This window comes from Paralysiella testudinis (assembly GCF_016894345.1).
GTDB classification, from domain to species: Bacteria; Pseudomonadota; Gammaproteobacteria; order Burkholderiales; family Neisseriaceae; genus Paralysiella; species Paralysiella testudinis.
Window position 1 is genome coordinate 475,584 of record NZ_CP069798.1, and the last position, 24,653, is coordinate 500,236.

General features: G+C 56.8%; 20 protein-coding genes. 12 read left to right on the forward strand and 8 right to left on the reverse strand.

What is annotated here, in order from left to right; translation table 11 throughout:
• The first annotated feature begins 2 nt into the window (after positions 1-2).
• The 12 genes from JQU52_RS02535 (at position 3) to cysE (ending at position 11,628) form a co-directional block, all read left to right on the forward strand.
• The gene (locus JQU52_RS02535; protein WP_230339598.1) at positions 3-770 is read left to right on the forward strand and encodes a class I SAM-dependent methyltransferase; all 768 of its coding nucleotides are present in this window, start codon (positions 3-5) and stop codon (positions 768-770) included.
• A 16-nt stretch (positions 771-786) separates the two neighbouring features.
• Complete coding sequence (locus tag JQU52_RS02540; protein ID WP_230339599.1) at positions 787-2,211, forward strand: NYN domain-containing protein; 1,425 nt, start codon at positions 787-789, stop codon at positions 2,209-2,211.
• 5 nt (positions 2,212-2,216) lie between these two features.
• On the forward strand, positions 2,217-2,393 hold the full coding sequence (locus JQU52_RS02545; protein WP_230339600.1) for a hypothetical protein: 177 nt from the start codon (positions 2,217-2,219) through the stop codon (positions 2,391-2,393).
• A 243-nt stretch (positions 2,394-2,636) separates the two neighbouring features.
• The gene (hisD, locus tag JQU52_RS02550; RefSeq protein WP_230339601.1) at positions 2,637-3,935 is read left to right on the forward strand and encodes a histidinol dehydrogenase; all 1,299 of its coding nucleotides are present in this window, start codon (positions 2,637-2,639) and stop codon (positions 3,933-3,935) included.
• A gap of 103 nt (positions 3,936-4,038) precedes the next feature.
• Entirely contained in the window at positions 4,039-4,617 is a 579-nt protein-coding gene (locus tag JQU52_RS02555) for a DJ-1/PfpI family protein (RefSeq protein ID WP_230339602.1), read from the forward strand.
• A 149-nt stretch (positions 4,618-4,766) separates the two neighbouring features.
• Positions 4,767-5,273: a GNAT family N-acetyltransferase gene (locus tag JQU52_RS02560; RefSeq protein ID WP_230339603.1), complete on the forward strand. Its 507-nt coding sequence runs from the start codon at positions 4,767-4,769 to the stop codon at positions 5,271-5,273.
• Positions 5,274-5,388: 115 nt separating this feature from the next.
• Positions 5,389-6,126 (forward strand): metallophosphoesterase family protein, encoded by a 738-nt coding sequence (locus JQU52_RS02565; RefSeq protein ID WP_230339604.1) that lies wholly within the window; start codon positions 5,389-5,391, stop codon positions 6,124-6,126.
• Between the two features lie 118 nt (positions 6,127-6,244).
• Positions 6,245-6,625, forward strand: coding sequence for a hypothetical protein (locus JQU52_RS02570; protein ID WP_230339605.1), 381 nt, complete (start codon positions 6,245-6,247; stop codon positions 6,623-6,625).
• 135 nt (positions 6,626-6,760) lie between these two features.
• The gene (locus JQU52_RS02575; protein ID WP_328300957.1) at positions 6,761-8,257 is read left to right on the forward strand and encodes an amidase; all 1,497 of its coding nucleotides are present in this window, start codon (positions 6,761-6,763) and stop codon (positions 8,255-8,257) included.
• Entirely contained in the window at positions 8,254-9,042 is a 789-nt protein-coding gene (locus JQU52_RS02580) for an MmyB family transcriptional regulator (protein ID WP_230339606.1), read from the forward strand. The genes JQU52_RS02575 and JQU52_RS02580 overlap by 4 nt, the downstream gene beginning before the upstream one ends.
• 191 nt (positions 9,043-9,233) lie before the next feature.
• On the forward strand, positions 9,234-10,730 hold the full coding sequence (gene rng, locus JQU52_RS02585; RefSeq protein WP_230339607.1) for a ribonuclease G: 1,497 nt from the start codon (positions 9,234-9,236) through the stop codon (positions 10,728-10,730).
• 103 nt (positions 10,731-10,833) lie between these two features.
• A complete protein-coding gene (gene cysE / locus JQU52_RS02590; protein ID WP_230339608.1) occupies positions 10,834-11,628 on the forward strand; it encodes a serine O-acetyltransferase in 795 nt (264 codons plus the stop codon).
• A 395-nt stretch (positions 11,629-12,023) separates the two neighbouring features.
• Here the strand turns inward: cysE and phoR are convergent, their stop codons facing one another.
• The 8 genes from phoR to JQU52_RS02630 form a co-directional block, all read right to left on the reverse strand.
• Positions 12,024-13,343 (reverse strand): phosphate regulon sensor histidine kinase PhoR, encoded by a 1,320-nt coding sequence (phoR, locus tag JQU52_RS02595; protein ID WP_230339609.1) that lies wholly within the window; start codon positions 13,341-13,343, stop codon positions 12,024-12,026.
• Positions 13,344-13,349: 6 nt separating this feature from the next.
• Positions 13,350-14,048 (reverse strand): phosphate regulon transcriptional regulator PhoB, encoded by a 699-nt coding sequence (gene phoB, locus JQU52_RS02600; protein WP_328300961.1) that lies wholly within the window; start codon positions 14,046-14,048, stop codon positions 13,350-13,352.
• A 140-nt stretch (positions 14,049-14,188) separates the two neighbouring features.
• Positions 14,189-15,328: a glutamate 5-kinase gene (proB, locus tag JQU52_RS02605; protein WP_230339610.1), complete on the reverse strand. Its 1,140-nt coding sequence runs from the start codon at positions 15,326-15,328 to the stop codon at positions 14,189-14,191.
• A 163-nt stretch (positions 15,329-15,491) separates the two neighbouring features.
• Complete coding sequence (locus JQU52_RS02610) at positions 15,492-15,791, reverse strand: DUF2818 family protein (RefSeq protein ID WP_230339611.1); 300 nt, start codon at positions 15,789-15,791, stop codon at positions 15,492-15,494.
• A gap of 210 nt (positions 15,792-16,001) precedes the next feature.
• Positions 16,002-17,201 (reverse strand): acetyl-CoA C-acyltransferase, encoded by a 1,200-nt coding sequence (locus tag JQU52_RS02615; RefSeq protein WP_230339612.1) that lies wholly within the window; start codon positions 17,199-17,201, stop codon positions 16,002-16,004.
• Between the two features lie 100 nt (positions 17,202-17,301).
• On the reverse strand, positions 17,302-19,668 hold the full coding sequence (locus JQU52_RS02620; protein ID WP_230339613.1) for a 3-hydroxyacyl-CoA dehydrogenase/enoyl-CoA hydratase family protein: 2,367 nt from the start codon (positions 19,666-19,668) through the stop codon (positions 17,302-17,304).
• Between the two features lie 145 nt (positions 19,669-19,813).
• The gene (locus JQU52_RS02625) at positions 19,814-21,508 is read right to left on the reverse strand and encodes an OmpP1/FadL family transporter (RefSeq protein ID WP_230339614.1); all 1,695 of its coding nucleotides are present in this window, start codon (positions 21,506-21,508) and stop codon (positions 19,814-19,816) included.
• A gap of 673 nt (positions 21,509-22,181) precedes the next feature.
• Positions 22,182-24,620 carry an acyl-CoA dehydrogenase gene (locus JQU52_RS02630; protein ID WP_230339615.1) on the reverse strand — a complete coding sequence of 813 codons (2,439 nt, stop codon included), beginning with the start codon at positions 24,618-24,620 and terminating at the stop codon, positions 22,182-22,184.
• Positions 24,621-24,653: the final 33 nt, after the last annotated feature.

Genomic DNA, 24,653 nt, shown 5'->3' on the forward strand with positions numbered 1-24,653 from the left:
TTATGAATCACACCGAGCGCTTTACCCACCGTGTGAGTGATTATGTGAAAGCCCGACCCGGCTACCCTGTGGCAGTGATGGATTTACTGACTGCCCACGCCGGTTTTAGCCCCACCGCCGTGGTGGCCGATATTGGCGCGGGCACCGGCTTATTAACCCAATTATTGCTGCAACACAGCCGCCGTGTGTATGCAGTGGAGCCAAACCAAGCCATGCGCAGCGCCGCCGAAGCGCAATTGGGGCAACACCCCGGCTTTTGCAGCGTGAACGGCAGCGCCGAAGCCACCACCTTGGCCGATGCCAGCGTGGATTTTGTGTTTGCCGGGCAAGCCTATCATTGGTTTGACCGCACCCGCGCACAACACGAATTCAACCGTATTCTCAAGCCCGGCGGCCAAGTGGTGTTGGTTTATAATGAGCGCCACTACCAAGGCAATGCCTTTCAGGCAGCCTATGAAGCACTGCTGCAACGCTACGGCACCGATTACAACGCCGTGCCGCACCACAATATCGGCGAAGCCGCCATGCGCGATTTTTTTGCTCCCGCCCAAAGCCAAATTCATGTGTTCGAGCACGCGCAGCGGCTGGATTATGCCTTGCTGCAAGCGCGACTGCTGTCTTCGTCGTACGCCCCCACCGCCGAACACCCTGCCCACACGCCCATGCTGGCCGCTTTGCGCCAATTATTTGACCAACACCAGCAACACGGCTATATTGAATTTATCTATCAAACCAAAGTAACCCATGGCCATTTACCCAAGGCTGCCTAAACAGGAAATCACCTTTATGAACAATGAACAATCTCAAAAACTGGCGGTGTTAATCGACGCCGACAACGCCTCCGCCGACATCATCGACGCCTTGCTGGAAGAAATCGCCAAATACGGCATTGCCAGCGTAAAACGCATTTATGGCGACTGGAGCAGCGGCCTGAAAAAATGGAAAGGCGCACTGCTGCCGCACGCCATCACCCCAGTGCAGCAATTTGCCTACACCAAGGGCAAAAACGCCACCGATATGGCACTGGTAATCGACGCCATGGACCTGCTCTACAGCAACACTTTCGACGGCTTTTGCATTGTGTCCAGCGACAGCGACTTCACCCGCTTGGCCAGCCGCCTGCGCGAAAACGGCCGCACCGTATACGGCTTTGGCGAAAAGAAAACCCCGGAAGCCTTCCGCAAAGCCTGCGATAAATTCGTGTACACCGAAATTTTCCAACCCGCACGCAAAGCACCCGCCCCCGCCGACAGCGCCAACCGGCGCGGTCGCCCGGCCAAAAATGCCACCGAGCCTGCGGCCAACACCAACGACAGTGCCGACAGCACCGTAGGCAAAATCGATGCCAACTTACTCAACCTACTCTACCGCGCCGTAAAAGAAAGCGCCGACGATTTGGGCTGGGCCGGCCTAGGCGCCGTGGGCAGCTATGTGAATAAAGTCACCCCCGATTTTGATGCCCGCAACTACGGCTTTTCCAAATTCTCCAGCCTGATTAAATCGCTGCCGCAATTTGCCACCCAAGTAGACAACAACCAACTTAAAGTGCGCCGCACCCAAGCCGATAACACCACCAAAGTGGCTTCAGGCAGCCTGAAAGCCGAAACCGCCAGCGCCGTTACCCATGAAGCGCCCACTGCTGTTGCCGAAAATAACAGCGCCCCCAAACGCGGTCGCCCGGCTAAAAATACCGCCAGCGCAACCGAAAATGCTACCCCGGCCCGCCGTGGCCGCCCCGCCAAGCAAGCAGACACCACAGCAAAACAAACCGGCACTGCCGCCAAAGGCAAGCAAAACAGCGCGGCCAAAACAAAGCCTGGCAAAGCCAAAAGCAGCAGCACCTCGGCCAGCGGCCACAATTTCGGCCGTCTGATTCCGCTGGTGCAGCAAGCCGTAGATGCCGCAGCCAACCCCGAAGGCTGGGCGCGCTTGGGCGACGTGGTGAAACAACTGCCACAACTGGATGCCGCCTTCGCACCGCAAAACCACGGCTTCGACGATGCCCGCGATGCCATCCGCGCCATTTACACCGACTGGCTGGAAATCAACAAAATCGGCCGTGGCGAGCGTGTGCGCATCAATAAGCGCTTTGTGGTGCGCGAAGAACGCGCAGACACCCGCACAGAAACTCTTGCGCCTGCTGCCGATACTCAACCGGCTGCCGATACTCAAACAGCAACACCGGCCGAAGCTCCTGAACAAGCATCATAATGCAGATGCTGCCTGAAACCATCGAAGCCGTCATTGCCGAACTTGATTCGGTAAAACGGTTTTACCGTTTAGGCAGCTTTAACTTAATAGTGCGTCGCACCTGCGCCAGGCAGGTGCCCAGCCTAAAGCAGCGCTTCAGTTTTACAGAGTACGGTATTGGCTATTTTAAAATCAAAGTATAAACCGACTTCAACGGCCACTCCGGCGCAGAATCAAAGCAACGCTTTGAACTGGGCACCTGCCTACGCAGGTGCGACAGATGCTGTGGTGCAAAGACTTTCAGGCAGCCCATACACCAGCGTATCTTTAGTTATATAAGATTATTTTTTAGAATGGGTATTATTTTTGAGCAACTATCGGATTTAAGCATCCGGCCTGCAATCAACATAACAGCCCTGCCCACACCACCCTTGGCGACATCAACCATGAAACACCTCAACACCCAACAAGCCGACTTCTGGCCGCAACTCAAAACCCTGCTGGCATTTGAAACCGCACAAGACCCGCAAATCGACGCCACCGTGGCCGCCATTTGCGCCGACGTGCAGCAGCGCGGCGATGCCGCCCTTATCGAATACACCAACCGCTTCGACGGCATGGCCGCACAGAGCATGGCCGAGCTCACCTTAAGCCAGACCGATTTGCAGCAAGCATTTCACAGGCTGCCTGAAACCGTTCAGGCAGCCTTGCAAACCGCCGCCAAGCGGATTGAAACCTACCACCGCCATCAAAAACAGGAATCGTGGTCTTACCGCGATGCCGACGGCACCTTGCTCGGCCAGCAAATCACCGCGCTCGATCGCGTGGGCATTTATGTGCCCGGCGGCAAAGCTGCCTATCCCAGCTCGGTGATGATGAACGCCATGCCCGCCCATGTGGCCGGCGTGGGCGAAATCATCATGGTGGTGCCCACCCCGAAGGGCGAGCGCAACGACATCGTGCTGGCCGCCGCCTATGTGGCCGGGGTAACCCAGGTATTCACCGTGGGCGGCGCACAAGCCGTGGCGGCGCTGGCCTACGGCACCGACACCATCGGCCAAGTCGACAAAATCACCGGCCCCGGCAATGCCTATGTGGCCGCCGCCAAGCGGCGCGTGTTTGGCGTGGTGGGGATTGATATGGTGGCCGGCCCCAGCGAAATTCTGGTGATTGCCGACGGCAGCACCCCGCCCGAATGGGTGGCGATGGATTTATTCAGCCAAGCCGAACACGATGAAATCGCCCAAGCCATTTTGATTGCCACCGATGAAGGCTACCTGAAAAGCGTACAGGCAGCCATGCAGCGCTTGATCGCCGAAATGCCGCGCCGCGCCATTATCGAAGCCTCATTGCACAACCGCGGCGCCATGATTTTGGCACGCGATTTAGACGAAGCCTGCGCCATTGCCAACTTTATCGCACCGGAGCATTTGGAGTTATCCATCAATAATGCCGCCGCATGGGCAGACAAAATCCGCCATGCCGGTGCTATTTTTATGGGACCTTACACCAGCGAAAGCCTAGGCGACTACTGCGCCGGCCCCAACCATGTGCTGCCCACCAGCCGCACCGCCCGTTTTGCCTCACCCTTGGGCGTGTATGATTTCCAAAAACGCAGCAGCCTGATTGAAGTTTCCGCCGCCGGTGCACACAGCTTGGGGCAAATCGCCAGCGTATTGGCACACGGCGAAGGCCTCACCGCCCACGCCCGCGCCGCCGAAATGCGCCTGCAGGCCAAAGCATAGCCGCCACGGCTTTATCGGCGGTGCCCACCGTGTTTGATGCTGTTTGTTTCATTTGTATCGTACTGTAGTACCGTTGGTTAACCACACCTTAAGGAGTTAAGCCATGAGCAAGCGCATTTTGATGTTGGTGGGCGATTACGCCGAAGACTACGAAACCATGGTGCCGTTTCAGTTTTTAAGCGGCCTGGGTTATACCGTGCACGCCGTATGCCCGGATAAAAAAGCGGGCGACACTGTGGCCACCGCCATTCACGACTTTGAAGGCGAGCAAACCTACAGCGAAAAGCGCGGGCATAATTTTGCTTTAAATTACGATTTTGCCGCAGTTAAGCCGGCGGATTATGCCGGCCTGCTGATTCCGGGCGGCCGCGCGCCGGAATATCTGCGCATGAACGAAGCGGTACTGGCGCTGGTGCGGGCATTTGATGCGGCGCAAAAGCCGATTGCCGCTGTGTGTCATGGCGCGCAATTGCTGGCCGCTGCCGGAATCTTGCAAGGCAAAAACTGCTCCGCTTATCCGGCCTGTGCCGCCGAAGTGAAATTAGCGGGCGGCATTTATGCCGACATCGGCATCACCGAAGCGGTAACCGACGGCCATTTGGTTACCGCCCCGGCATGGCCGGCGCATCCGACGTGGCTGCACCAATTTATTACCCTATTGGGCGCCAAAATTAGCTTGTAATAACAATCCTAAAAAAACAACCTAACTGCGTTGGCTCACCTTGCCGTACTACTTGTACTGTCTGCGGCTCGCCGCCTTGTTATCTTATTTTTTCGAATTGGTATAGCGCCCGGCTTTCAGGCAGCCTAAACATTATTAAGGAAACACACTTGGCTCTGGCGCACATTAAATTGGCCGTTTATCAGCCGCAACACCGTCAGGCTTTGTGTGCCTATAGGCTGCCTGAAAACCAGCTGCCGTTTGCATATCAGCCTTATCAGTGGTTATCCGAACCCCTAGCCAGCGAACTGGCCATCAACGCCCATCTGTGCGCCGTCACCGTTCTGGCCGATGGCCAGCCGGTGGGCTTTTTTGTGCTCGACAACGGCGCTTTATGTCTTAATCACCAGCGCCAGCCCGGTGCGGTGCTGCTGCGCTCCTTGAGCATCAATCCGGCATACCAAGGCCAAGGTATAGCCAAAGCCGCCGTGGCAGCCCACCGGCTGGATGCCGTAGTGCGACAACATGACCCCGACAGCCAACGCCTAATTTTGGGCGTAAACCGCTGCAACACCGTCGCGCGCGATCTGTATCTGGCCGCCGGTTTTTACGATACGGGTGTGTATATCAATGGCGTTGCCGGGGCTCAGCATATCTTTCAGCGGAAATTCGCATAAAGAGAAAGATGGCAAGCTGATGCAAGAGTAATTGGTAGCTTACCTGCAAATTGTATCTAGAATTGGTATAGCGCCCGGTTTCAGGCAGCCTAAAACATTATTGAAAGACAAACCGATGCGCATCGCCCTTGTTTCCGACATTCACGGCAATCTGGCGGCACTGGAAGCGGTGGCGGCAGACATCCGCCGCCGAGGTGTAGATAGGGTGGCCAATTTGGGCGACAACGTTTCCGGCCCTTTATGGCCGCAGGAAACCGCCCAGTATCTGATGGCCAGCGGCTGGCTGCATTTAGCGGGCAACCATGAACGCCAGCTGCTGACCCTGCCACCGGAGCAACAAGGCTTGTCTGACCACTATGCCCGCACCCAGCTTAACCAGGCCGAGCTAGGCTGGCTGGCCGCACTGCCTGCTGTTTTGCATCTGGATAACGATGTTTTGCTGTGCCACGGCACTCCGCACAGTGACCATACTTATTTACTGGAAACCATCTGCAATGGCAGCACCGTACTGGCCAGTGCCCATGCCATCAAGCAGCGGCTGCAAGGCAGCCGTGCCGCCGTGATCGCCTGCGGCCACACCCATATTGCCCGCAACATTCATTTAGAGGGCATGTTGTTGGTTAACCCCGGCAGTGTCGGCTTGCCCGCCTATGCCGACGATTGCCCGCCGCACACCGTTGAAACCGGCTCACCCGATGCCCGCTACGCCATTATCGAGTACCGCAACGGCCGCTGGCAGGCCAGCCATTACCGTATTGCCTATCCCCACCAACAGGCGGCCGATTTGGCGCAACAACGGCAACGGCTCGACTGGGCGGCGGCCTTGCGGCATGGCCGCATTACGCAAGCCTGAATACGGAACCAAATCCGAATAACATGGTCTTAGGCCAGCCTATCTGCATCAATTCGGCACTGCCGGCGGTAGACAGGTATAATCACAAATGCGTTTCATTCATTACCCAAGGAAAATCATGAACAAATTACTCGTTGCGGCCTTGATGGCATTGGCACTGGCCGCCTGCTCGCAAGAAACCAAGCAGGAAACCAAAGAAGCTGCCCAAAGTGTGGCCTCCGATGTGAAAGCCGCCAAAGACAATGCCGCTTCTGCCGTGGGCGCCGCCACCGAGCAGGCCAAACAAGCCACCGATGCTGCCGTGTCCGACACCAAAAAAGCCGCCGACAATGCGGTTGAAAAAGCCAAGCAAGCCGGCACCGAAGTGAAAGACGCCACCAAAGATGCGGCTGATGCCACCAAAGACGCCGCCGCCGATGCCGTAGCCAAGGCCAAAGCCGCCGGTGCCGATGCAAAAAAAGCGACTGAAAAAGCAGTAGAAGACGTGAAAAAACCGTAATACCCAAATCTAAAGCAACACCCCAAAAAAGCCGACAGCACGCCGCTGTCGGCTTTTTTCAGCGCCGCTGTCATCATTTTTGACGGGGTTTTCTGTTATATTAACGGCGGTTAACACGCATACAAAGGCATTCCGGTGATTACATTCGACGAATACCGCCGCCACGACGGCATCGGCCTGGCACAAAAAATCGCCGCCGGCGACTTTAGCCGTGAAGAAGTACTGCAAGCGGCCTTGGCACGGCTGGATGCGGTCAACCCCGGCCTGAATTTGCTGGCGCAAGATTTGCGTAGCCACGCCCAAGCCCAGCTCAAGCAGCCTGCCGGTGGCAGCGTGTTGGCCGGTGTGCCCTTATTGCTGAAGGATTTGCTCGCCGATATGCAAGGCGTGGCCACCGGCTGCGCCAGCTCTCTGCTGATGGGCATCAAAGCGCAGCAAGACAGCGACTTAACCGCTGCCTACCGCCAAGCAGGCATGGTGTTGTTTGGCAAAACCACCTTGCCGGAGTGGGGGCTGATGCCTTATACCGAATCGGTTTTGCACGGCATCACCCGCAACCCGTGGGATGTAGAGCACACGCCAGGCGGCTCCAGCGGCGGTGCGGCGGCGGCTGTGGCGGCGCAAGTGGTGCCGATTGCCCACGGCGGCGATGGCGGCGGCTCCATTCGCATTCCGGCGGCCAATTGCGGCGTGTTCGGGCTCAAGCCCAGCCGTGGCCGCGTGAGCATGGGGCCTTTATTGGTGGATGCGTGGCAAGGCATGGTGTGTGAGCACGCGCTCACCCGCAGCGTGCGCGACAGCGCCGCCATGCTGGATATTGCCGCCGCCGCGCCGCAAACCGCCCGCCTCTATCATTGCCCGCCGCAGGCCACTTCGTTTCTGGATTGCCTGCAACAGCCCTTGCCGCGCCTGCGCATTGCCGTTACCGACACGCCGTGGCTCGGCGGCGACGTGGCCGCGCCGATTCGCGCCGCCCACGCCGATACCGTGGCCTTGCTGCAATCGCTGGGGCACGAAGTTACCGAAGCCCGCCCGGCCTTTGCCGATGTCGAAATCTTGGGGCGTGCCATGCTGGTGGCGGTGGCAGGCGAAACCGCCAAAATCAAACGCCAGCTTCAGGCAGCCTTGGGGCGCAAAATCAGCCACCGCGATGTGGAAGCGGCCACATGGTCGCTTATCGTGTATGGCGAACACATCAGCGCGGGCGAAGCCTTTTGGGCGCGTGATGTCATCAATGCCCAAATGCGCATTGCCGCGCAATTTCACCAACAATACGATGTGTTGTGCACACCGGTATTGCCCCGCCTCACCCCAAAAGTGGGCGAGCTCGCGCCCTCGGCCAAAGAAGAAAAAGCCAGCCGCATTATGTTGGGCAGCCTGAAGCTGGGCTTTTTGATGAAAAACAACCCTGTGGTCGACCGCAACAGCCGCCAAAGCTTGGCCTATATCGGCTTTACCGCGCCCTTCAACATCACCGGCCAGCCCGCCATGAGCGTGCCCCTGTATTGGCATAACAATCTACCCGTGGGCAGCCAGTTTGCCGCCGCCCATGGCCGCGAAGATGTGTTGTTGCAGCTGGCGCATGAGCTGGAGCAAGCCCGCCCTTGGTTTAACCGCACTCCTGATTTATGAATCCCAATCCTGCCGACACCCTCGGTGCCCTGCTGCGCCAACAACGCCAAACCTTAAGCCGCCAAGACGTGGGGCTACCTGAAACCGGCAAACGCCGCGCCCCCGGCCTCACCTTGGCCGAAGTGGCGGTATTGGCCGGGGTGAGCACCCGCTGGCTGGCGCAGCTGGAGCAAGACCGGCTCACACTGCACGAATACGATGCCCTCAAACGCCTGCTCAACACCTTGCAATTAAGCCGCAAAGAACAAAGCGCTTGGCTGAAACTGGCCGGCTGGCAGCCGCAAACCCTGGCCGATTTGCCGCCCAAAGCCCGCCGCCGCCAGCTGCAACAAGCCACCGACGCCATCCGCCAGCCCGCCTATGTGCTCGACCACCTGTGGAACCCAGTGTGCCACAACAGCGCCGCCAGCCAATTGTTTTCGCACTGGCTGGGCAAACAAGCGCACCACAGCAACTTGCTCGACTATCTCTTGCTCGACCCGCACAGCCGCGTGTTTATCGGCGATTGGCACACGCAAATACCCAAAGTATTGCAGCATTTTCTGCGCCACATCGAGCCCTATCGCGACAACGACACCGTGGCCGCCTTTATCCAAAGCCGCTGCGAATTAAGCCCGCTGTTTGCCCAACACTGCCGCCGCCCCAGCCGCAAAAGCGCCAGCCGCCCCATGCTGATGCACTTCCACCCCAGCGGCAAGCCCGCGCAAATCTGCCAACGCCTCACCCTGCACATCGCCGACTCACCCGATTGGCAATTGGTGATGTGGCTGCCTGAAAAAACCTGAGGTTCCCATGCCCTGCTTTCAGGCAGCCTAAACCCTTCAGCCCCAAACCTCACGCCACCCTGCAAGCGCCGCCCAGCTATGATATAGTTAGCGGCTGCCAAACCGCCTAATGATGGCGGCAGATTATTTTGCCTACCCGCTCTTGCAGCGGGCGGGTAGGCAAAATAATTTACGATTCAGAAAGCCCTGTTATGCTCAGCCCCAGTATTCCGCTGGCCAAGGATGTGGTGCGTCCGCCGGAAACCGTCCTCGTCAACATCACCCCGCAAGAAACCCGTGTGGCGGTATTAGAAGAAAACAAAGTTTGCGAAATCCACATTGAGCGCAACAGCGGCCACGGCTTGGTGGGCAATATTTATCTGGGGCTGGTGCGGCGGGTGTTGCCGGGCATGCAAAGCGCCTTTATCGACATCGGCCTAGAGCGGGCGGCGTTTCTGCATATTGTCGACGTGCTGGAGCAGCGGCAAAAGCCGGAGCAAACTCAGCGCATCGAACACATGCTGTTTGAAGGCCAAAGCGTGCTGGTGCAGGTGATTAAAGACCCCATCAACAGCAAAGGCGCGCGCCTGTCTACCCAAATCTCGCTGGCCGGGCGCTTTTTGGTGCACCTGCCGCAAGACGAACACATCGGCATTTCCCAACGCATCGAAGACGAAGAAGAACGCGCCCATTTGCGCGCACGCATGGAGGCTCTGCTGCCGGCCGAATCGTGCCACGGCTACATCATCCGCACCAGCGCCGAAACCGCCACCGATGCCGAATTGCAGGCCGATATCGACTACCTCACCAAGCTGTGGGCCAATATCCGCCAGCTGGCCAACACCAGCGCCCCCGAAAGCCTGCTCTATCAAGACCTGCCGCTCACCTTGCGCGTGCTGCGCGATATGTACAGCAGCAACACCCGCAGCATGTTGGTGGATTCCAAAGAAAACTTCGAACGCATGCACGCCTTTGCCCAGCAATATGTGCAAGGCGCTTTGGGCACGCTGGCACTCTTCAGCGGCGAGCGCCCGCTGTTTGAAACCCACCATGTGGAAGCCGAAATCAACCAAGCCTTGCAGCCGCGCGTTAACCTCAACTTCGGCGGCTACCTGATTATCGAACCCACCGAAGCGATGACCACCATCGACGTGAACACCGGCGGCTTTGTGGGCGCGCGTAATTTCGACGAAACCATTTTCAAAACCAATCTGGAAGCCTGCTACGCCATCGCCCGCGAATTGCGGCTGCGCAACCTTGGCGGCATTATCATCATCGACTTTATCGATATGGTGAATGAAGAGCACCGCAATGCCGTGCTGCAAGAATTGGCCAAAGCGCTGAGCTACGACCGCACCCGCGTTACCCTCAACGGCTTTACCAGCCTAGGCTTGGTGGAACTCACCCGCAAACGCACGCGCGAGAGCCTGAGCCACATCCTCAGCGAGCCGTGCGGCACCTGCAGCGGGCGCGGGCGCCTGAAAACCGCGCAAACCGTGTGCTATGAAATTCAGCGCGAAATCGTGCGCGAGGCGCGCCGCTATGATGCGCAAAGCTACCGCATCTTGGCCGCACCGGCGGTAATCGACTTGTTTTTAGACGAAGAATCGCAATCTTTGGCCATGTTGGTGGATTTTATCGGCAAGCCGATTTCACTGGCCGTAGAAGGCAGCTATACCCAAGAGCAATTTGACGTGGTGCTGCTCTAGGGGCTGTTAATATTTCATCACACGGCAATATTTTGGCTCCAAATCTTACTCGCAGATAAATTTAGGAACATCCCCTGTTTTCAGGCAGCCGGAAAGACCCTCCATGAACACCCTAACCCAACCGCAAAGCGACACCCTCTGGCACACCATCCGCCGCGAAACCGAGCAGGCCTGTGCCGACGAGCCCACGCTGGCCAGCTTTCTGCACCTCACCGTGCTGCGCCACCAAAGCTTTGAGCGCGTGCTGGCGTTTCATTTGTCCAGCAAACTGGCCAGCCCGATTATGGACGCGCGCGCGCTGTACGAGATTTACCTCAACGCGCTGCGCAGTGACGACAGCATTGTTGAAGCGGCGCTGGCCGATATTGTGGCCTACTACGAGCGCGATGCCGCTTGCGATGCGTATTCGCTGCCGCTGTTGTATTACAAAGGCTTTCACGCCATCCAAGCGCACCGTATCAACCATTGGCTGTGGCAGCAAGGCCGCCGCACACTGGCCTATTTCCTGCAAAACCGCGCCTCCGAAGTATTTGGTGTCGACATCCATCCCGCCGCCCGCTTCGGCCACGGCATTATGATTGACCACGGCACCGGCGTGGTGGTGGGCGAAACCGCCGTGCTCGGCAACGACATCTCCCTGCTGCACGGCGTTACCCTAGGCGGCTCCGGCAAAGAATCGGGCGACCGCCACCCCAAAATCGGCGACGGCGTGATGATTGGCGCCAATGCCTCGGTGCTGGGCAATATTCGCGTGCACAACTGCGCCAAAATCGGTGCCGGCAGCGTGGTGGTGGAAGACGTGCCCGCCCACACCACTGTGGTGGGCGTACCCGCCCGCACCGTGGTGGGGCAATCCGGCTGCCATATGCCCGCCGCAGAGATGGATCAGCGTATTTGAGATTGGTGGTGAGCCGATACATCATTTCATAATGAAAAGGCTGCCTGAAACGCAAAAACGGCGTTTCAGGCAGCCTTTTCATGTTTCGCTATCGCTGCTGTCCTCATAGTCTGATTTATACGCAACCCCAACCCTGTCGCACCCGCGAAGGCGGGTGCCCAGTGCAAAGCAATGCTTTGCTTGTTGTCAATTTTTAGAAAATATTTAATAAACCAAATTATTGTGAAATCTGCATATTTGAATTTGATTTCACTTTGTAAAAATCAACTGAAGCTGCGCTTCAAACTGGGCTCCTGCCTACGCAGGAGCGACAAACGACACAATCTGCATTCTGCAAAATCCTCAGCGATATGTGCACAGCCCAGTATCGGACATCACTGGCCGTCTACATCAACTTAAACCGCTTTCAGCGGCACGATGGCGCTAAAAGTGCTGCCCACGCCCACTTCGCTCTGTATGTCCAGCGTGCCTTGGTGTTCGGCCAAGGCGTGCTTGGTAATCGCCAACCCCAAGCCGGTACCGCCGCTTTGGCGCGAGCGGCCGGCATCGACACGGTAAAAGCGCTCGGTGAGGCGGGGAATATGTTCGGCGGCGATGCCGGGGCCGCTGTCGCGCACGCTGAATACCGCCACCGGCTGTTGCTGCGCATCTTCGCCACGTGCTAGGGTTAAATCAATATTGCCGCCTTCCGGGGTATAACGCACAGCGTTGAACACCAGATTGCTCAGGGCGCTGTATAAATCGGTTTGAATGCCTTCCACCCAGATGTCCGGCACGGTTTGGTGGCTGATGTGGTGGCGGCCTTTAGACAAGGTTTGTGCTTCTTGCAGCAATTGCCCCACCAGTGCCGATAGGTTGATGGGCTGGGTTTCGATGGCGGCCAGGCTATGGCTTTCCAAGCGCGACAGGGTAAGCAAATCGGCCAGCAAATTCAGCATGCGCTGGCCTTCTTTCTGCATCAGGCCGATAAACTGCTGTTGCTGCTCGGTGGGCAGGGCGGGCATATCGGCCATGGTTTCCAGAAAGCCGTTAATCACCGTGAGCGGGGTACGCAATTCGTGGGAAACATTGGCCACAAAGGCGGTGCGGGTGGCATTGAGCTGCTCGGCGGCGCTGATGTCTTGGGTAATCAGCAATTCGGCGCGCGCTTCAAAGGTGGAGCGGGTGAGTGCCAGCACGCGCTGGCGCTGCTTGCCGCAGGGCACGCTGATTTTGATGCTGCGCGGCGCGGCGTCCAGCGGCTGCTGCAAAAACTGGTGGAATTCGGGCGCGCGCAGCAGGTTGGGTAAAATGCCCATCCAATCGCGCTCCACATCCAAATTTAAATGGCTGGCGGCCAAATGGTTCATCCACTCGATACGGCCTTCGCGATTAAGAATAATCACACCGTTGGGCATGGCTTCGGCGGCGCGGTTAAAGCGTTGCAGCGCCATGCCCAGTTTTTGCTTGCGTTTTTTGCGGCTTTTGGCCTGCAACAGCAGGGTTTTAAATACTTCGTCCCACACGCCGAAGCCCTCAGGCGCCATGCGCAGCTTGGGGCTTTGCAGCCAACGCAGCAATTTGGCCATGTAAAACAGATACAGCGACAGCCACACCACCAACACCGCATTCACCACCACCAACATGGCCACCACGCCGCCCACGGCATAAGCTAAAACGGCGGCGGCCAGCAGCAAGAGCACGGCGCGGACAGTATGGCGGGTGAACGGGGTCATGGTGGCTTAGCAAATTTCTTTTTGCGAAAAGCGGTAGCCGGAGCCGCGCACGGTTTGCACCAAGCGATCGAAACCGCCCGGCTCTAAGCCGCGGCGCAGGCGGCGGATGTGCACGTCTACAGTGCGCTCTTCCACAAACACATGGTCGCCCCACACCAAATCCAACAATTGGCGGCGGCTGTACACGCGCTCGGGGTGGGTCATAAAAAAGTGCAGCAATTTGAATTCGGTGGGGCCAAAGGCAATGGCTTTGCCGTCGCCGTGCACGCGCTGCTCCACCGGATCCAACACCAGCCCTTTCACTTCAATCAGGGCGCTGGTTTTTTGCGGCGCGCGGCGGCGCAGCAAGGCATTGATGCGGGCAATCAGCTCGCGCGGGGAGAAAGGCTTGGTGATGTAATCGTCGGCGCCTTGGTTGAGGCCTTGCTCTTTATCCACCTCTTCGCCACGGGCGGTGAGCAGGATAATCGGCAGCTCGCGCGTGCGCTCGTCTTGGCGCAGCTGTTTGGTGAACTGCATACCGGAAATGCCCGGCAGCATCCAATCGAGTAAGGCGACATCAGGCAGCTCGGCCGCCAGCAAAGGGCGCGCTTCTTCCACACTGGCGGCGGCAATCACACCGAAGCCGGCCTGCTCTAAGGTAAAGCGTATCAGCGTCATGATGGCTTCTTCGTCTTCCACCACCAGCACATTGACATCCACCATTGCGTTTCTCCTAAGTAGTACTGCCGCATCAAGGGCATTGTCTTAAATGTGACAGCATACTGTCGGCTCGTGACAATAGCATGACAAAAACCACCGCTTGTGTGACGACATTTCAGGCTGCCTGAAAACACATGCCCGTATTACAGTGTGTTTGTTTGCGGGCGCAATACCATATTATCGCGGTGGATCAATTCGTCTTCGGCCACATAGCCCAGCAAATGTTCGATTTGATGCGAAGGCTGGCGCAGTAGTTTGGCCACTTCCTGGCTGCTGTAATTCACCAAGCCGCGGGCGATTTCTTCGCCGTTGCCGTTGTGTACCGCCACCAAAGCGCCGCGCACAAAGCGCCCGTTTACCGCCACGCAGCCGATGGGCAATAAGCTGGAATGCCGCCGCTGCAAGGCTTGCGCCGCGCCTTCGTCCACCACGAGGCTGCCTGAAAGCTGAATTTGCCCCATCAGCCATTGTTTGCGGGCATTGATGCGGGTTTCATCCGGCGTAAACAAAGTGCCTACCGCTTCGCCGCCGAGCAGGCGCAACAGGATTTGCTCGGCATGGCCGGAAGCAATATAAGTAGCGGCACCGCTTAAGGCAGCGCGTTTGGCGGCCATTACCTTGGTGTACATGCCGCCGGTGCCCACGCTGCTGCCCGCGCCACCGGCCATGGCTTCAAGGCCGGGATGGTTGGCGGCGATTTGTGCAATCAATTGCGCTTGCGGGTTTTGGCGCGGATCGCTGTCGTAGAGGCCTTGTTGGTCGGTAAGGATAATCAGCGCATCGGCTTCAATTAAATTGGTCACCAGCGCACCAAGGGTGTCGTTGTCGCCCAGCTTGATTTCGTCGATGGTAACGGTGTCGTTTTCATTGATAATCGGCACCACGCCTTTTTCCAGCAAGGTGCGCAAGGTGCTGCGTGCATTGAGGTAGCGGGTGCGGTTGCTCAAATCTTCATGGGTGAGCAGCACTTGCGCGGTTTGAATGCCCAGCGGCGCAAACGCCATTTCATACGCTTGCGCCAAACCCATCTGCCCCACTGCCGCTGCCGCCTGCAATTCGTTTAAAGCCTTGGGGCGCGCCGCCCAACCCAAGCGCTTAATGCCCTCGGCAATGGCGCCGCTGGACACAAACACCACATCAATGCCGCGCGACTTTAATTCGGCAATCTGCATCGCCCAATTGTGCAAGGCCGCCGCATCCACGCCGTGGCCGCCGTTGGTGACCAAGCTGGAGCCTACTTTAATCACCACGGTGTCGGCGCGGCTTAAATCGAATGTTTTCATAGGGGAATCTTTAACGGCAGAAATGGTTTTCAGGCAGCCTATAGTGAAATGCATAACAAAGTGCTACGGCGTTGCTGTGCCTTGTCGTACTGTCTGTACTGCCTGCGGCTTCGCGCCTTGTATCACTTTATTCTTCATTCCACGATATATCGGCTGCCTGAATTTATTGATGGTGTTTATTTTGCCAAAAATAGCGCCACACAAACGCCGGAAAGGCAAACACCACAAACATCAGCAGGGTAACCACATAAAAGGTGGTGCCTTGGCTGTGCACGGCACCGGCGCGCGATTCCAGCACATAAGCCAGCAGCCCCACCAACACATAGGCCAGCGCCAACTCAAACAATTGGTGGCCGAAATGCTTGCGCTTCAAGGCAAACACGCCCAGCAGGCGATTATTTAAAAACGGCAGATTGGCCAACGCCACGGCCAGCAGCAATAAAACATACATCGGGGCATTCATGTGCAACAGTCTTTCGGTGGGGTTTTGTGCTGCGCATCATTGTACCGCAGCCGTTTGGCTTTGCAAGGGCGGATATTGTAGGGCGCGCCATGCGCACCGGCCAGTTAACGCAATCCACAAAAAAGCCACGGTATCTACCGTGGCTTTTTAAAGACTACCTGAAACTTTGTCTTGGCAAAAACGCAGCTTCAGGCAGCTTTGCGGTTTTATTTACAGCACTTCAATCAAACCGGCCGCACCCATCCCGGTGCCGATACACATGGTTACCATGGCATAGCCGGTTTTGCCTTGATTGCGCAGGCCGTGAATGGCGGTGGCGGCGCGAATGGCACCGGTGGCGCCCAGCGGGTGACCCAAGGCGATGGCGCCACCGTTGGGGTTAACCACGCTCATATCGAGCTTAAGATCGCGGCACACGGCCAGTGCTTGCGCAGCAAAGGCTTCGTTTAATTCCATCCACTGCACATCGGCCAAGGTTTTACCGGCGGATTTCAGCACTGCGGGAATCGCCTCTTTGGGGCCGATGCCCATGATTTCCGGCGGCACGCCGCGCACGGCAAAACCGGCGTAGCGGGCAATCGGGGTGAGGTTGTAGCGTTTCAACACTTCTTCGCTCACCACCAGCAAAGCACCGGCACCGTCGGACATTTGCGAGGAGTTGCCCGCGGTAACGCTGCCTTTGGCGGCAAACACCGGGCGCAATTTGGCCAGCGTTTCCATACTGGTACCGGCACGCGGGCCTTCGTCGGTGTCGAGCAGTTTGCGCACTTCAGTGGCTTCGCGGGTGCTGAGGTTGGCGCTGCGGTACACGGCTTCGATGGGGCTGATTTCGGCCTTGAATTTGCCCGCTTCAATTGCGGCTAAGGCGCGGTTGTGGCTTTCCACCGCAAACGCGTCTTGGTCTTCGCGGGAAACACCCCATTGCTCGGCCACTTTTTCGGCGGTTAAGCCCATGCCGTAGGCGATGGCGTAGTTTTCGTCTTTATCGAAAATGGCCGGGTTGAGCGACACTTTATTGCCCATCATCGGCACCATCGACATGCTTTCGCTGCCCGCGGCAATGGCGATTTCGGCCTCGCCGGTGCGCACGCGGTCGGCGGCGATTTGCAGCGCGTTGATGCCGGAAGAGCAGTAGCGGTTGATGGTGATGCCGGATACGGTATTAGGCAAACCGGCCAACAACACGCCGATGCGCGCCATGTTCAGGCCTTGCTCGGCTTCGGGGAAGGCACAGCCCACCACCACATCGTTGATTTCGCGCAAATCGAATTCCGGCACTTGGCCGATCACGCTTTTAATCACATGCGCCAGCATGTCGTCGGGGCGGGTGGTGCGCAACATGCCGCGCGGGGCTTTGCCTACCGGCGTGCGGGTGGCGGCAACAATATAAGCATCTCTGAGTTGAGTCATTTTTATCTCCAAGTATTTGAATTGGGTGCGGATGCACAGGCTGCGCTGTGTTGGCCGCCGCTTATGAGCGGCACACGGTTTTCAGGCAGCCTGCTTATCCTTAGTTGCGCAGCGGTTTGCCGGTGGCGAGCATGTTTTCAATGCGCTCCAGCGTTTTTTCCTGTTTGAGCAGGTCCACAAACACTTTGCGTTCCAAATCCAAAATCCATTGTTCGTCTACCAGCGTGTTTTCGTCTACATCGCCGCCGGTCATCACCCAAGCAATCTGGCTGCCGAGGAAGAAGTCGTATTCGCTGATAAAGCCGCCTTCTTTCATGTTTACCAGCTGGCCTTTAATTGAGGCGGCGCCGGGACGGCCGGCCACTTTAAAGGTTTGCGGCACTTCGGGGCGGAAGCCCGCATCGGCCATGGCGCGTGCTTCGCTTAGCGCCACATACAGCAACTCGTAGGCATTGAACACCACTACGGCGTCTTCGGTGAGGTGGCCGGTTTCTTTGGCTTCCAAGGCGCTGGTGGCCACTTTGGCCATGGCCAGGTTCATGTAGCGGTCTTTCAGTGCCGCCAGCAAATCGCCTTGGCTGGCGCGTGCGGCACGCAGGGCAAAGTCTTTGCTGCCGCCACCGGCGGGAATCAAGCCTACGCCCACTTCCACCAAGCCGATATAGCTTTCCAGCGCGGCCACCACTTTATTGCTGTGCATCACAAATTCGCAACCGCCGCCAAAGGCGAAGCCTTGCACTGCGGCCACGGTGGGGATTTGGCTGTAACGCAGGCGCATGGCGGTGTCTTGAAACAGCTTAACAATTTGCTCGATGGCGGCGAAATTGCCGGTGGCAAATTCGGGCATCATCGATTTGAGGTCGGCACCCACCGAAAACGGTGCGTCCGGCGCCCACAGTACCAAGGCGTCAAAGCGCTCTTCGGCAATGTCGATGGCTTTATTCAGGCCTTCGAGTACGTCTTTGCTGATGGCGCGCATTTTGTTGCGGTTTTCCACCACCAAGATTTTGTTGTCCAGCGTGAAGGCGCGGATAACGTCGGTTTCAAATACGGTGTCGCCCAATACTTTTTCGCTCTCGCCCAGCAGTTTGGCCGGCACGTATTGGCGCTGGTACACATCCAAGCCGGAGCGCGGATCGTAAGCGCCGGTATGGAAGTTGAGGCTGCCTGTATCGTTGTGGAAAGCCTCCACGCCTTTGAGCCAAGCGGGCAGCGGTACATTGCTCATGGCTTTGCCGGCGGCAATGTCTTCTTCAATCCAAGCGGCCACTTGCTGCACACCGGCCGCTTGCCAGGTTTCCAGCGGGCCCATATCCCAGCCGTAGCCCCAGCGGATGGCAAAGTCGATGTCGCGGGCGGTGGTGGCGATGTCGGCGGCTTGCACAGCGATGTAGTGGAAGCAGTCGCGGAATACCGACCACAAAAATTGTGCTTGCGGGTTGCTGCTGGCGCGCAGGGCGGCCAATTTTTTAGCCCAATCTTTTTCTTTCAAGATTTCGGTCACTTCGGCATCGGCTTTTTGATTGCTCGGCACGTATTCGCCCGTGGCTGGGTCGAACATCATGATGCGTTTGCCTTCTTTTTTGAAGATGCCCGCTTTGGTTTTTGCCCCTAAGGCGCCGTTGGCAATCAGGGTTTGCAGCCATTCAGGCAGCGTGAAATGGGTGTGCCATGGGTCGTCAGGCAAATGGGTTTCCATGGTTTTGGCCACGTGGGCAAAGGTGTCCAAGCCCACCACGTCGGCAGTGCGGAAGGTGGCGGAGCTGGGGCGGCCCAGGCGTTTGCCGGTGAGGTCGTCTACCACGTCAAAGCGCAGGCCGAACTGGCTGGCGTTGTACATGGTGGCGAGCATGGAAAACACGCCGATGCGGTTGCCCACAAAGTTGGGGGTGTCTTTGGCGCGTACCACGCCTTTGCCCAAGGTGGATACCAAGAAGCGCTCTAAGTTGTCGAGGTATTTCGGCTCGGTGTCGACCGTGGGAATCAACTCCACCAAGTGCATATAGCGCGGCGGGTTGAAAAAATGCACGCCGCAGAAACGGTGTTTCAAGTCGGCGGGGAATTTGCTGGCCAAGGTTTCAATCGACAGGCCGGAAGTATTGGTGGCAAAAATGGTTTCTTTGCCCAGATGCGGGCCTACTTTGGTGTAGAGGCTTTCTTTGATGTCCAGGCGCTCGGCCACGGCTTCAATCACCAAATCACAAGTGGCCAGTTCAGCCAAGTCGTCGTCGTAGTTGGCGGCTTTGATGTAGCCCAGCGACGCTTTGTGTGCCAGTGGTGCCGGTTTTTGCTTTTTCAGCGCATCCAGCGCTTTTTGCACGATGCCGTTTTTGGGGCCTTCTTTGGCCGGCAAATCAAACAGCACGGTCGGTACTTTGGCGTTGGCCAAATGGGCGGCAATCTGCGCCCCCATTACCCCTGCGCCCAATACGGCGACTTTACGTACCACAAATTTCTCTTGTGACATGGTAACCTCTTTTAAAAAAGTAAATAAAAACCGCAGCCGTTTTCAGGCAGCCTCTGGGTGTTGGCGCAGGCGCATAAACAACACTTATGCGATGCGCCAATACCCATTACCGAGGCAGCTTGCTTCAGGCCGCGGTTAGCTCGGTTTAAAACTTATAGGTGTACTGCACACCCAAAATATGGGCATGGCTCTTGAAGTTGGCGCTGCCGTTGGTGCGGCTGGATACGCAGGCCTCGGAACCGGCACCCACTTCATTGCCGCCACACCAGCCGTTTACATTGGCTTTGCTGTTTTGAATATTCAAATAGCTGTAGGCCACGTTAATGCTGTTGTTTTTGTTGATGTCGTATTTGCCACCCACCGAGAACCACATGCGGTTGGCATCCGGCAGGGTGCTCATGCGGTAATCGGCACTTTTCACCGGCGACTGGTCATACGCCCAGCCAAAACGCAGTTGCAAAGGTTCGCTCACTTGATAAGACGCGCCCAATGATACTTTATAGGTGTTGCGCCAGTTGGGGTTTAAGATGGTGCGGTCGCTCTTGGTGCCGGTAGCGTTACCGGTGGTGGGATCGGTGACATCTTTCGGGTTGTCGTAAACCAGCTCGGCTTTGTTAAAGCGGGAGTGGCGGGTCCAGGTAACATCACCAAACACATTCCATTGCGGGTTGATTTTGTACATGCCGTGTACCGACAAGGATTCCGGCGTGGTGATTTTCACACTGGCGTCTTCGTTGGCTTTATAGCCGCGGTCACGAATGGTTTGTTGAATAGCACTGCCCAGCGCCGCATTCTGGAACGCATCGCCGTTCAGAATCCATTCGGCATCGCCACGCAGATTGTGGCTGATTTTGGAACGGTAGTTCACACCCACACGGGCAGAATCGTTGATGTCCCACAACCATGCCAAGTTATAACCAAAACCCCAGTCACCACCCTCTACTTTGGCATAGCCGTCGGCAGCGCCGTTGCCCACACCCGGCATATTCGCCAATTGGCTGTTCAATGCCTGCTGAGTGCCTACCAAAGTAGCCTGTTGGGTTTTTAATGTTACCAATTGGGCTTTTAATGGGTCAATAACACTGGCCGGAGCATTGGCAGCAATGGCTTTGGCAATCCCATCTTCAACCCGGGCAATCCCTGTGGCCAATTGTGGCAATGCTGTGGCCGCTTGCGCATCAACGGCAGCCTTATTGGTAGCCAGACCACGTTTAACTGCCGGGCCAAAATTGGCAAATTGGCGCAATTCCGCTTTGGTGTGCTGTGCCACTAAGCCCACGGCAAACGAGTGGTGATCATTCAGCTTAAAGGCCACCGTGGGTTGCAAGGCCATGGTTTCCAAGCCCAATTTATTCAGGTTGTAGCGCAATACCGAATCTTGGTCATATTCGGTGCCGGAGCCAAACGGTACATACACACCCAAACCCAATGAAATCTGATCATTCAGCTTGTGCGAAGCATACATATGCGGCACCACTGTAACACCGGAAGGCTCGATGCTACCTGAAGTTTTGCCTTGTACAGCTTGTTTCGGAAATGTGGTGGTGGTACTCAGGGGTACTGCCGGATATTCGGCGCTGGCGCCGGAGTATTTCACGCTGGGTGCCACCAAGTTTACGTTGATGGTGGCTTGCGTGCCTTCCAACTTGGTCAAACCAGCGGGGTTGTAAAACACGGTAGACGGGTCGGCCGCTTCGGCTGCTGAAGAATTGGCGGTGGCTTGGCTGCTCACAGACTGGGTGCCGAAATGGTAGCCCGAAGCCCATGCGGCTTGTGCCATCAGTGCGCCGCCAATCAAGACGGTGCTGGTTTTGACAGTAGTCAGTAAGGTTTTTTTCATTGTAGGGTTTCTCCTGAAACAAGGTCGTGCGCACGATTGTGCAAAAAAACGGCAGCGCGCTAGCGGCTGCATGAACATCAACTTTAATAAGGTTGAGTGTTCATTCTATACCGAAACAACCCTTGTGTAGCTACTCTAATCTTTGTATTTTTTAACGCATTGCGCTTTTATTTATGGTGCATTGCATCATTTCATTCACATGATTTAATTTATTTTCTTTTTAATAATTTAGGCAAAACCATTTTATATGCAGCGGCAATATTCAATTCGAATCATATTACCGAAGCTGGAGCTGCCTGAAATATGGGTAGACACTTTCAGCAGTATCCGTAGGTCGGATTCTTGAATCCGACGCTTGTTTGCAGAACAAGGCCATTGTATTTTTGGTTTGGCAGCCATCCGCTTTCAAAGAACAAAATGCTCCTGTTTTTTGACCTGTCGGCCAAATGTCGGATTCAAGAATCCGGCCTAGGAATCCTCATTTTGCAGCAAGTAGGGTGCGCCATGCGCACCACCATGGTGCTTAGCTTGGTGCGCATGGCGCACACTACTTGGTTTTGGTACCGATGTTTATTCAGGCTGCCTGAAAACAAGGGGCTTTGTTGGGTTACGGCCTGTGGCCTAACGCAACCTACCTGACTTTCAGGCAGCCTTTACTACAAAACACTAAGCCTTAAAACACGTGGCGGCTCAGCAAGGTTTCGTCGTGCTTGTCCAACTGCATGTCGAAGTCGTCCACCATAATCACGTCGCGCTTGAGTTTGCGGGCGCGGGTGATTTGGTCGAACTGCTCTTGCGTAATCACGCCGGTGTCCAGTGCTTCTTGCAATTGCGTGGCCGGGGATACGGCGGCAAATTCGCCTTTGCGTGCCCTATTGCGCAGTTTTTTCTCCAGCTCTTCGGTGGCAATCACCGCCGCATGAGCCGGCGCCAATACGCCGACAGACTCGGTTTCATCCTGCGGGATATACATGCCGTGGGTGAGGCGCGCCAAGGTGTCGTCGCCACGCATCATGGCGGCGGCCACTTTGCTGCCCAATTTATCGCTGGGCGGGGCGATGCGGCGGCCGGTGGGCAGAATCAGCACGCGCAGTATCCATGCCAGCGGGCGGGCGGGCAGGTTTTTCAGCACGCCGTCGATGGCGGTTTGGGCATCGTACAGTGCCTGCTCGGCCGCGTATTGCATCAAGGGCTCGTCCGCTTTTTGGGCGCCTTCTTTTTCAAAGCGTTTCAGCACGGCGCTACAGATGTAGAGGTTGGACAATATATCACCCAAGCGCGCGGAAATTTTTTCTTTGAACTTCAGGCTGCCGCCCAAGCTGAACATGCTCATGTCGGCCAGCAAGGCAAAGTTGGCGGCAATGCGGTTCATCTGTTTGTAGTAGGTGGCGGTAACGCCGCCTTTAGGTGCACTGCTGAACGCGCCGTTAGTGAGCCCCAGCCAGAAGCTGCGGAACACATTGGTGAGGATAAAGTGGCCGTGGGCGCTGAAGGCTTGGTCGAACGCGGCGGCATCGTTGGCGTAGGCGGCTTTCATTTCTTTAAGCACATAAGGATGGCAACGGATGGCACCTTGGCCGAAAATCATCATGCTGCGGGTGAGGATGTTGGCGCCTTCTACGGTAATCGCCACCGGAATGGCCTGATAAGCACCGGCCAAGTAGTTGCGCGGCCCCAATACCACTGCTTTGCCGCCGTGGATGTCCATGGCGTCGTTAATCACTTTGCGGTAGCGCTCGGTGTTGTGGTATTTGAGCAGGGCGGAAATCACGCTGGGGGTTTCGCCCATGTCCACGCCGGTGAGCGCCAAGTCTTGGCTGGCTTCCATTTGATAGGTGTAGGCACCAATGCGCGCCAATGCTTCGTCTACGCCTTCGAATTTACCGATGGGCAGGCCGAATTGGTCGCGGATGCGGGCATAGAGACCGGTGGTGTAGCTGGCGGCTTTGCCGGCGGCCACGGAGTTGGCGGGCAAGGAAATGCAGCGGCCTACGGTGAGGCATTCCACCAGCATTTGCCAGCCTTTACCGGCATAGTCCAAACCGCCGATGATGTAGTCGATCGGAATAAACACATCGCTGCCCCAAGTGGGCCCGTTCATAAACACGCTGCCTGAAGGGTAATGGCGGCGCCCGGCTTTCACGCCGGCAAAATTAGTGGGCACCAAGGCGCAGGTAATGCCGATGTCTTTCTTGTCGCCCAGCAAACCGTTGGGGTCGTACATTTTAAAGGCCAAGCCCAATACGGTGGCCACCGGTGCCAAGGTAATCCAGCGTTTTTCCCACGATACGCGGATGCCGAGCACGTCTTTGTGTTCTTCGCCGGTGTAGGGGTCGACATAATCGCCGCGGGTGACCACGCCGAAGTCGGGGATGCTGCCGGCATCAGAGCCTGCGTGCGGGCTGGTGAGCGCAAAGCAAGGAATGTCTTCGCCTTTGGCTAAGCGCGGCAGGTAGAAGTCTTTTTGTGCTTCGGTGCCGTAGTGTTGCAGCAATTCGCCCGGACCCAAAGAGTTGGGCACCATCACGGTAACCGCCGCGCTGCCCGAGCGGGTGCCGATTTTCATCACCACCTTGGCGTGGGCGTAGTTGGAAAATTCCAAGCCGCCGTATTTTTTCTTCACAATCATGCCCAAAAAGCCGTTGTCTTTAATGAACTGCCAGGCTTCGGGGGGCAAATCTTTACGGGTGTGGGTGATGTCCCAATCGTTAAGCATGCGGCACAATTCTTCCACCGGGCCGTCGATAAACGCTTGCTCTTCGGCAGTGAGTTTGGGGTCGGGGTAGTTCAACAGTTTGTTGAAGTCGGGCTTGCCGGAAAACAGCTCGCCATCCCACCATACCGTACCGGCATTGATGGCGGCTTCTTCGGTTTCCGACATCGCCGGGGTTACTTTTTTGAAGATGCCGAAAATGCGGTCGGTAATCAAGCGGCGCGCCGGGGGCAGGCACGAGAATACCGCCACCACAGCCACCACAATGGCGCCAATCCACCAAACGCCGGATTGGCCCAAAGCCAAGCCGATAATGGCGGCCAGCGCCAGAATCCAGCCGTTGGCGCGCCAATAGGCAGCAATGCCCAGCAGCACCAACATCAATACGATACTTAACATGTTTACCCTCTTTTCTGGTTTCGATGACAACAA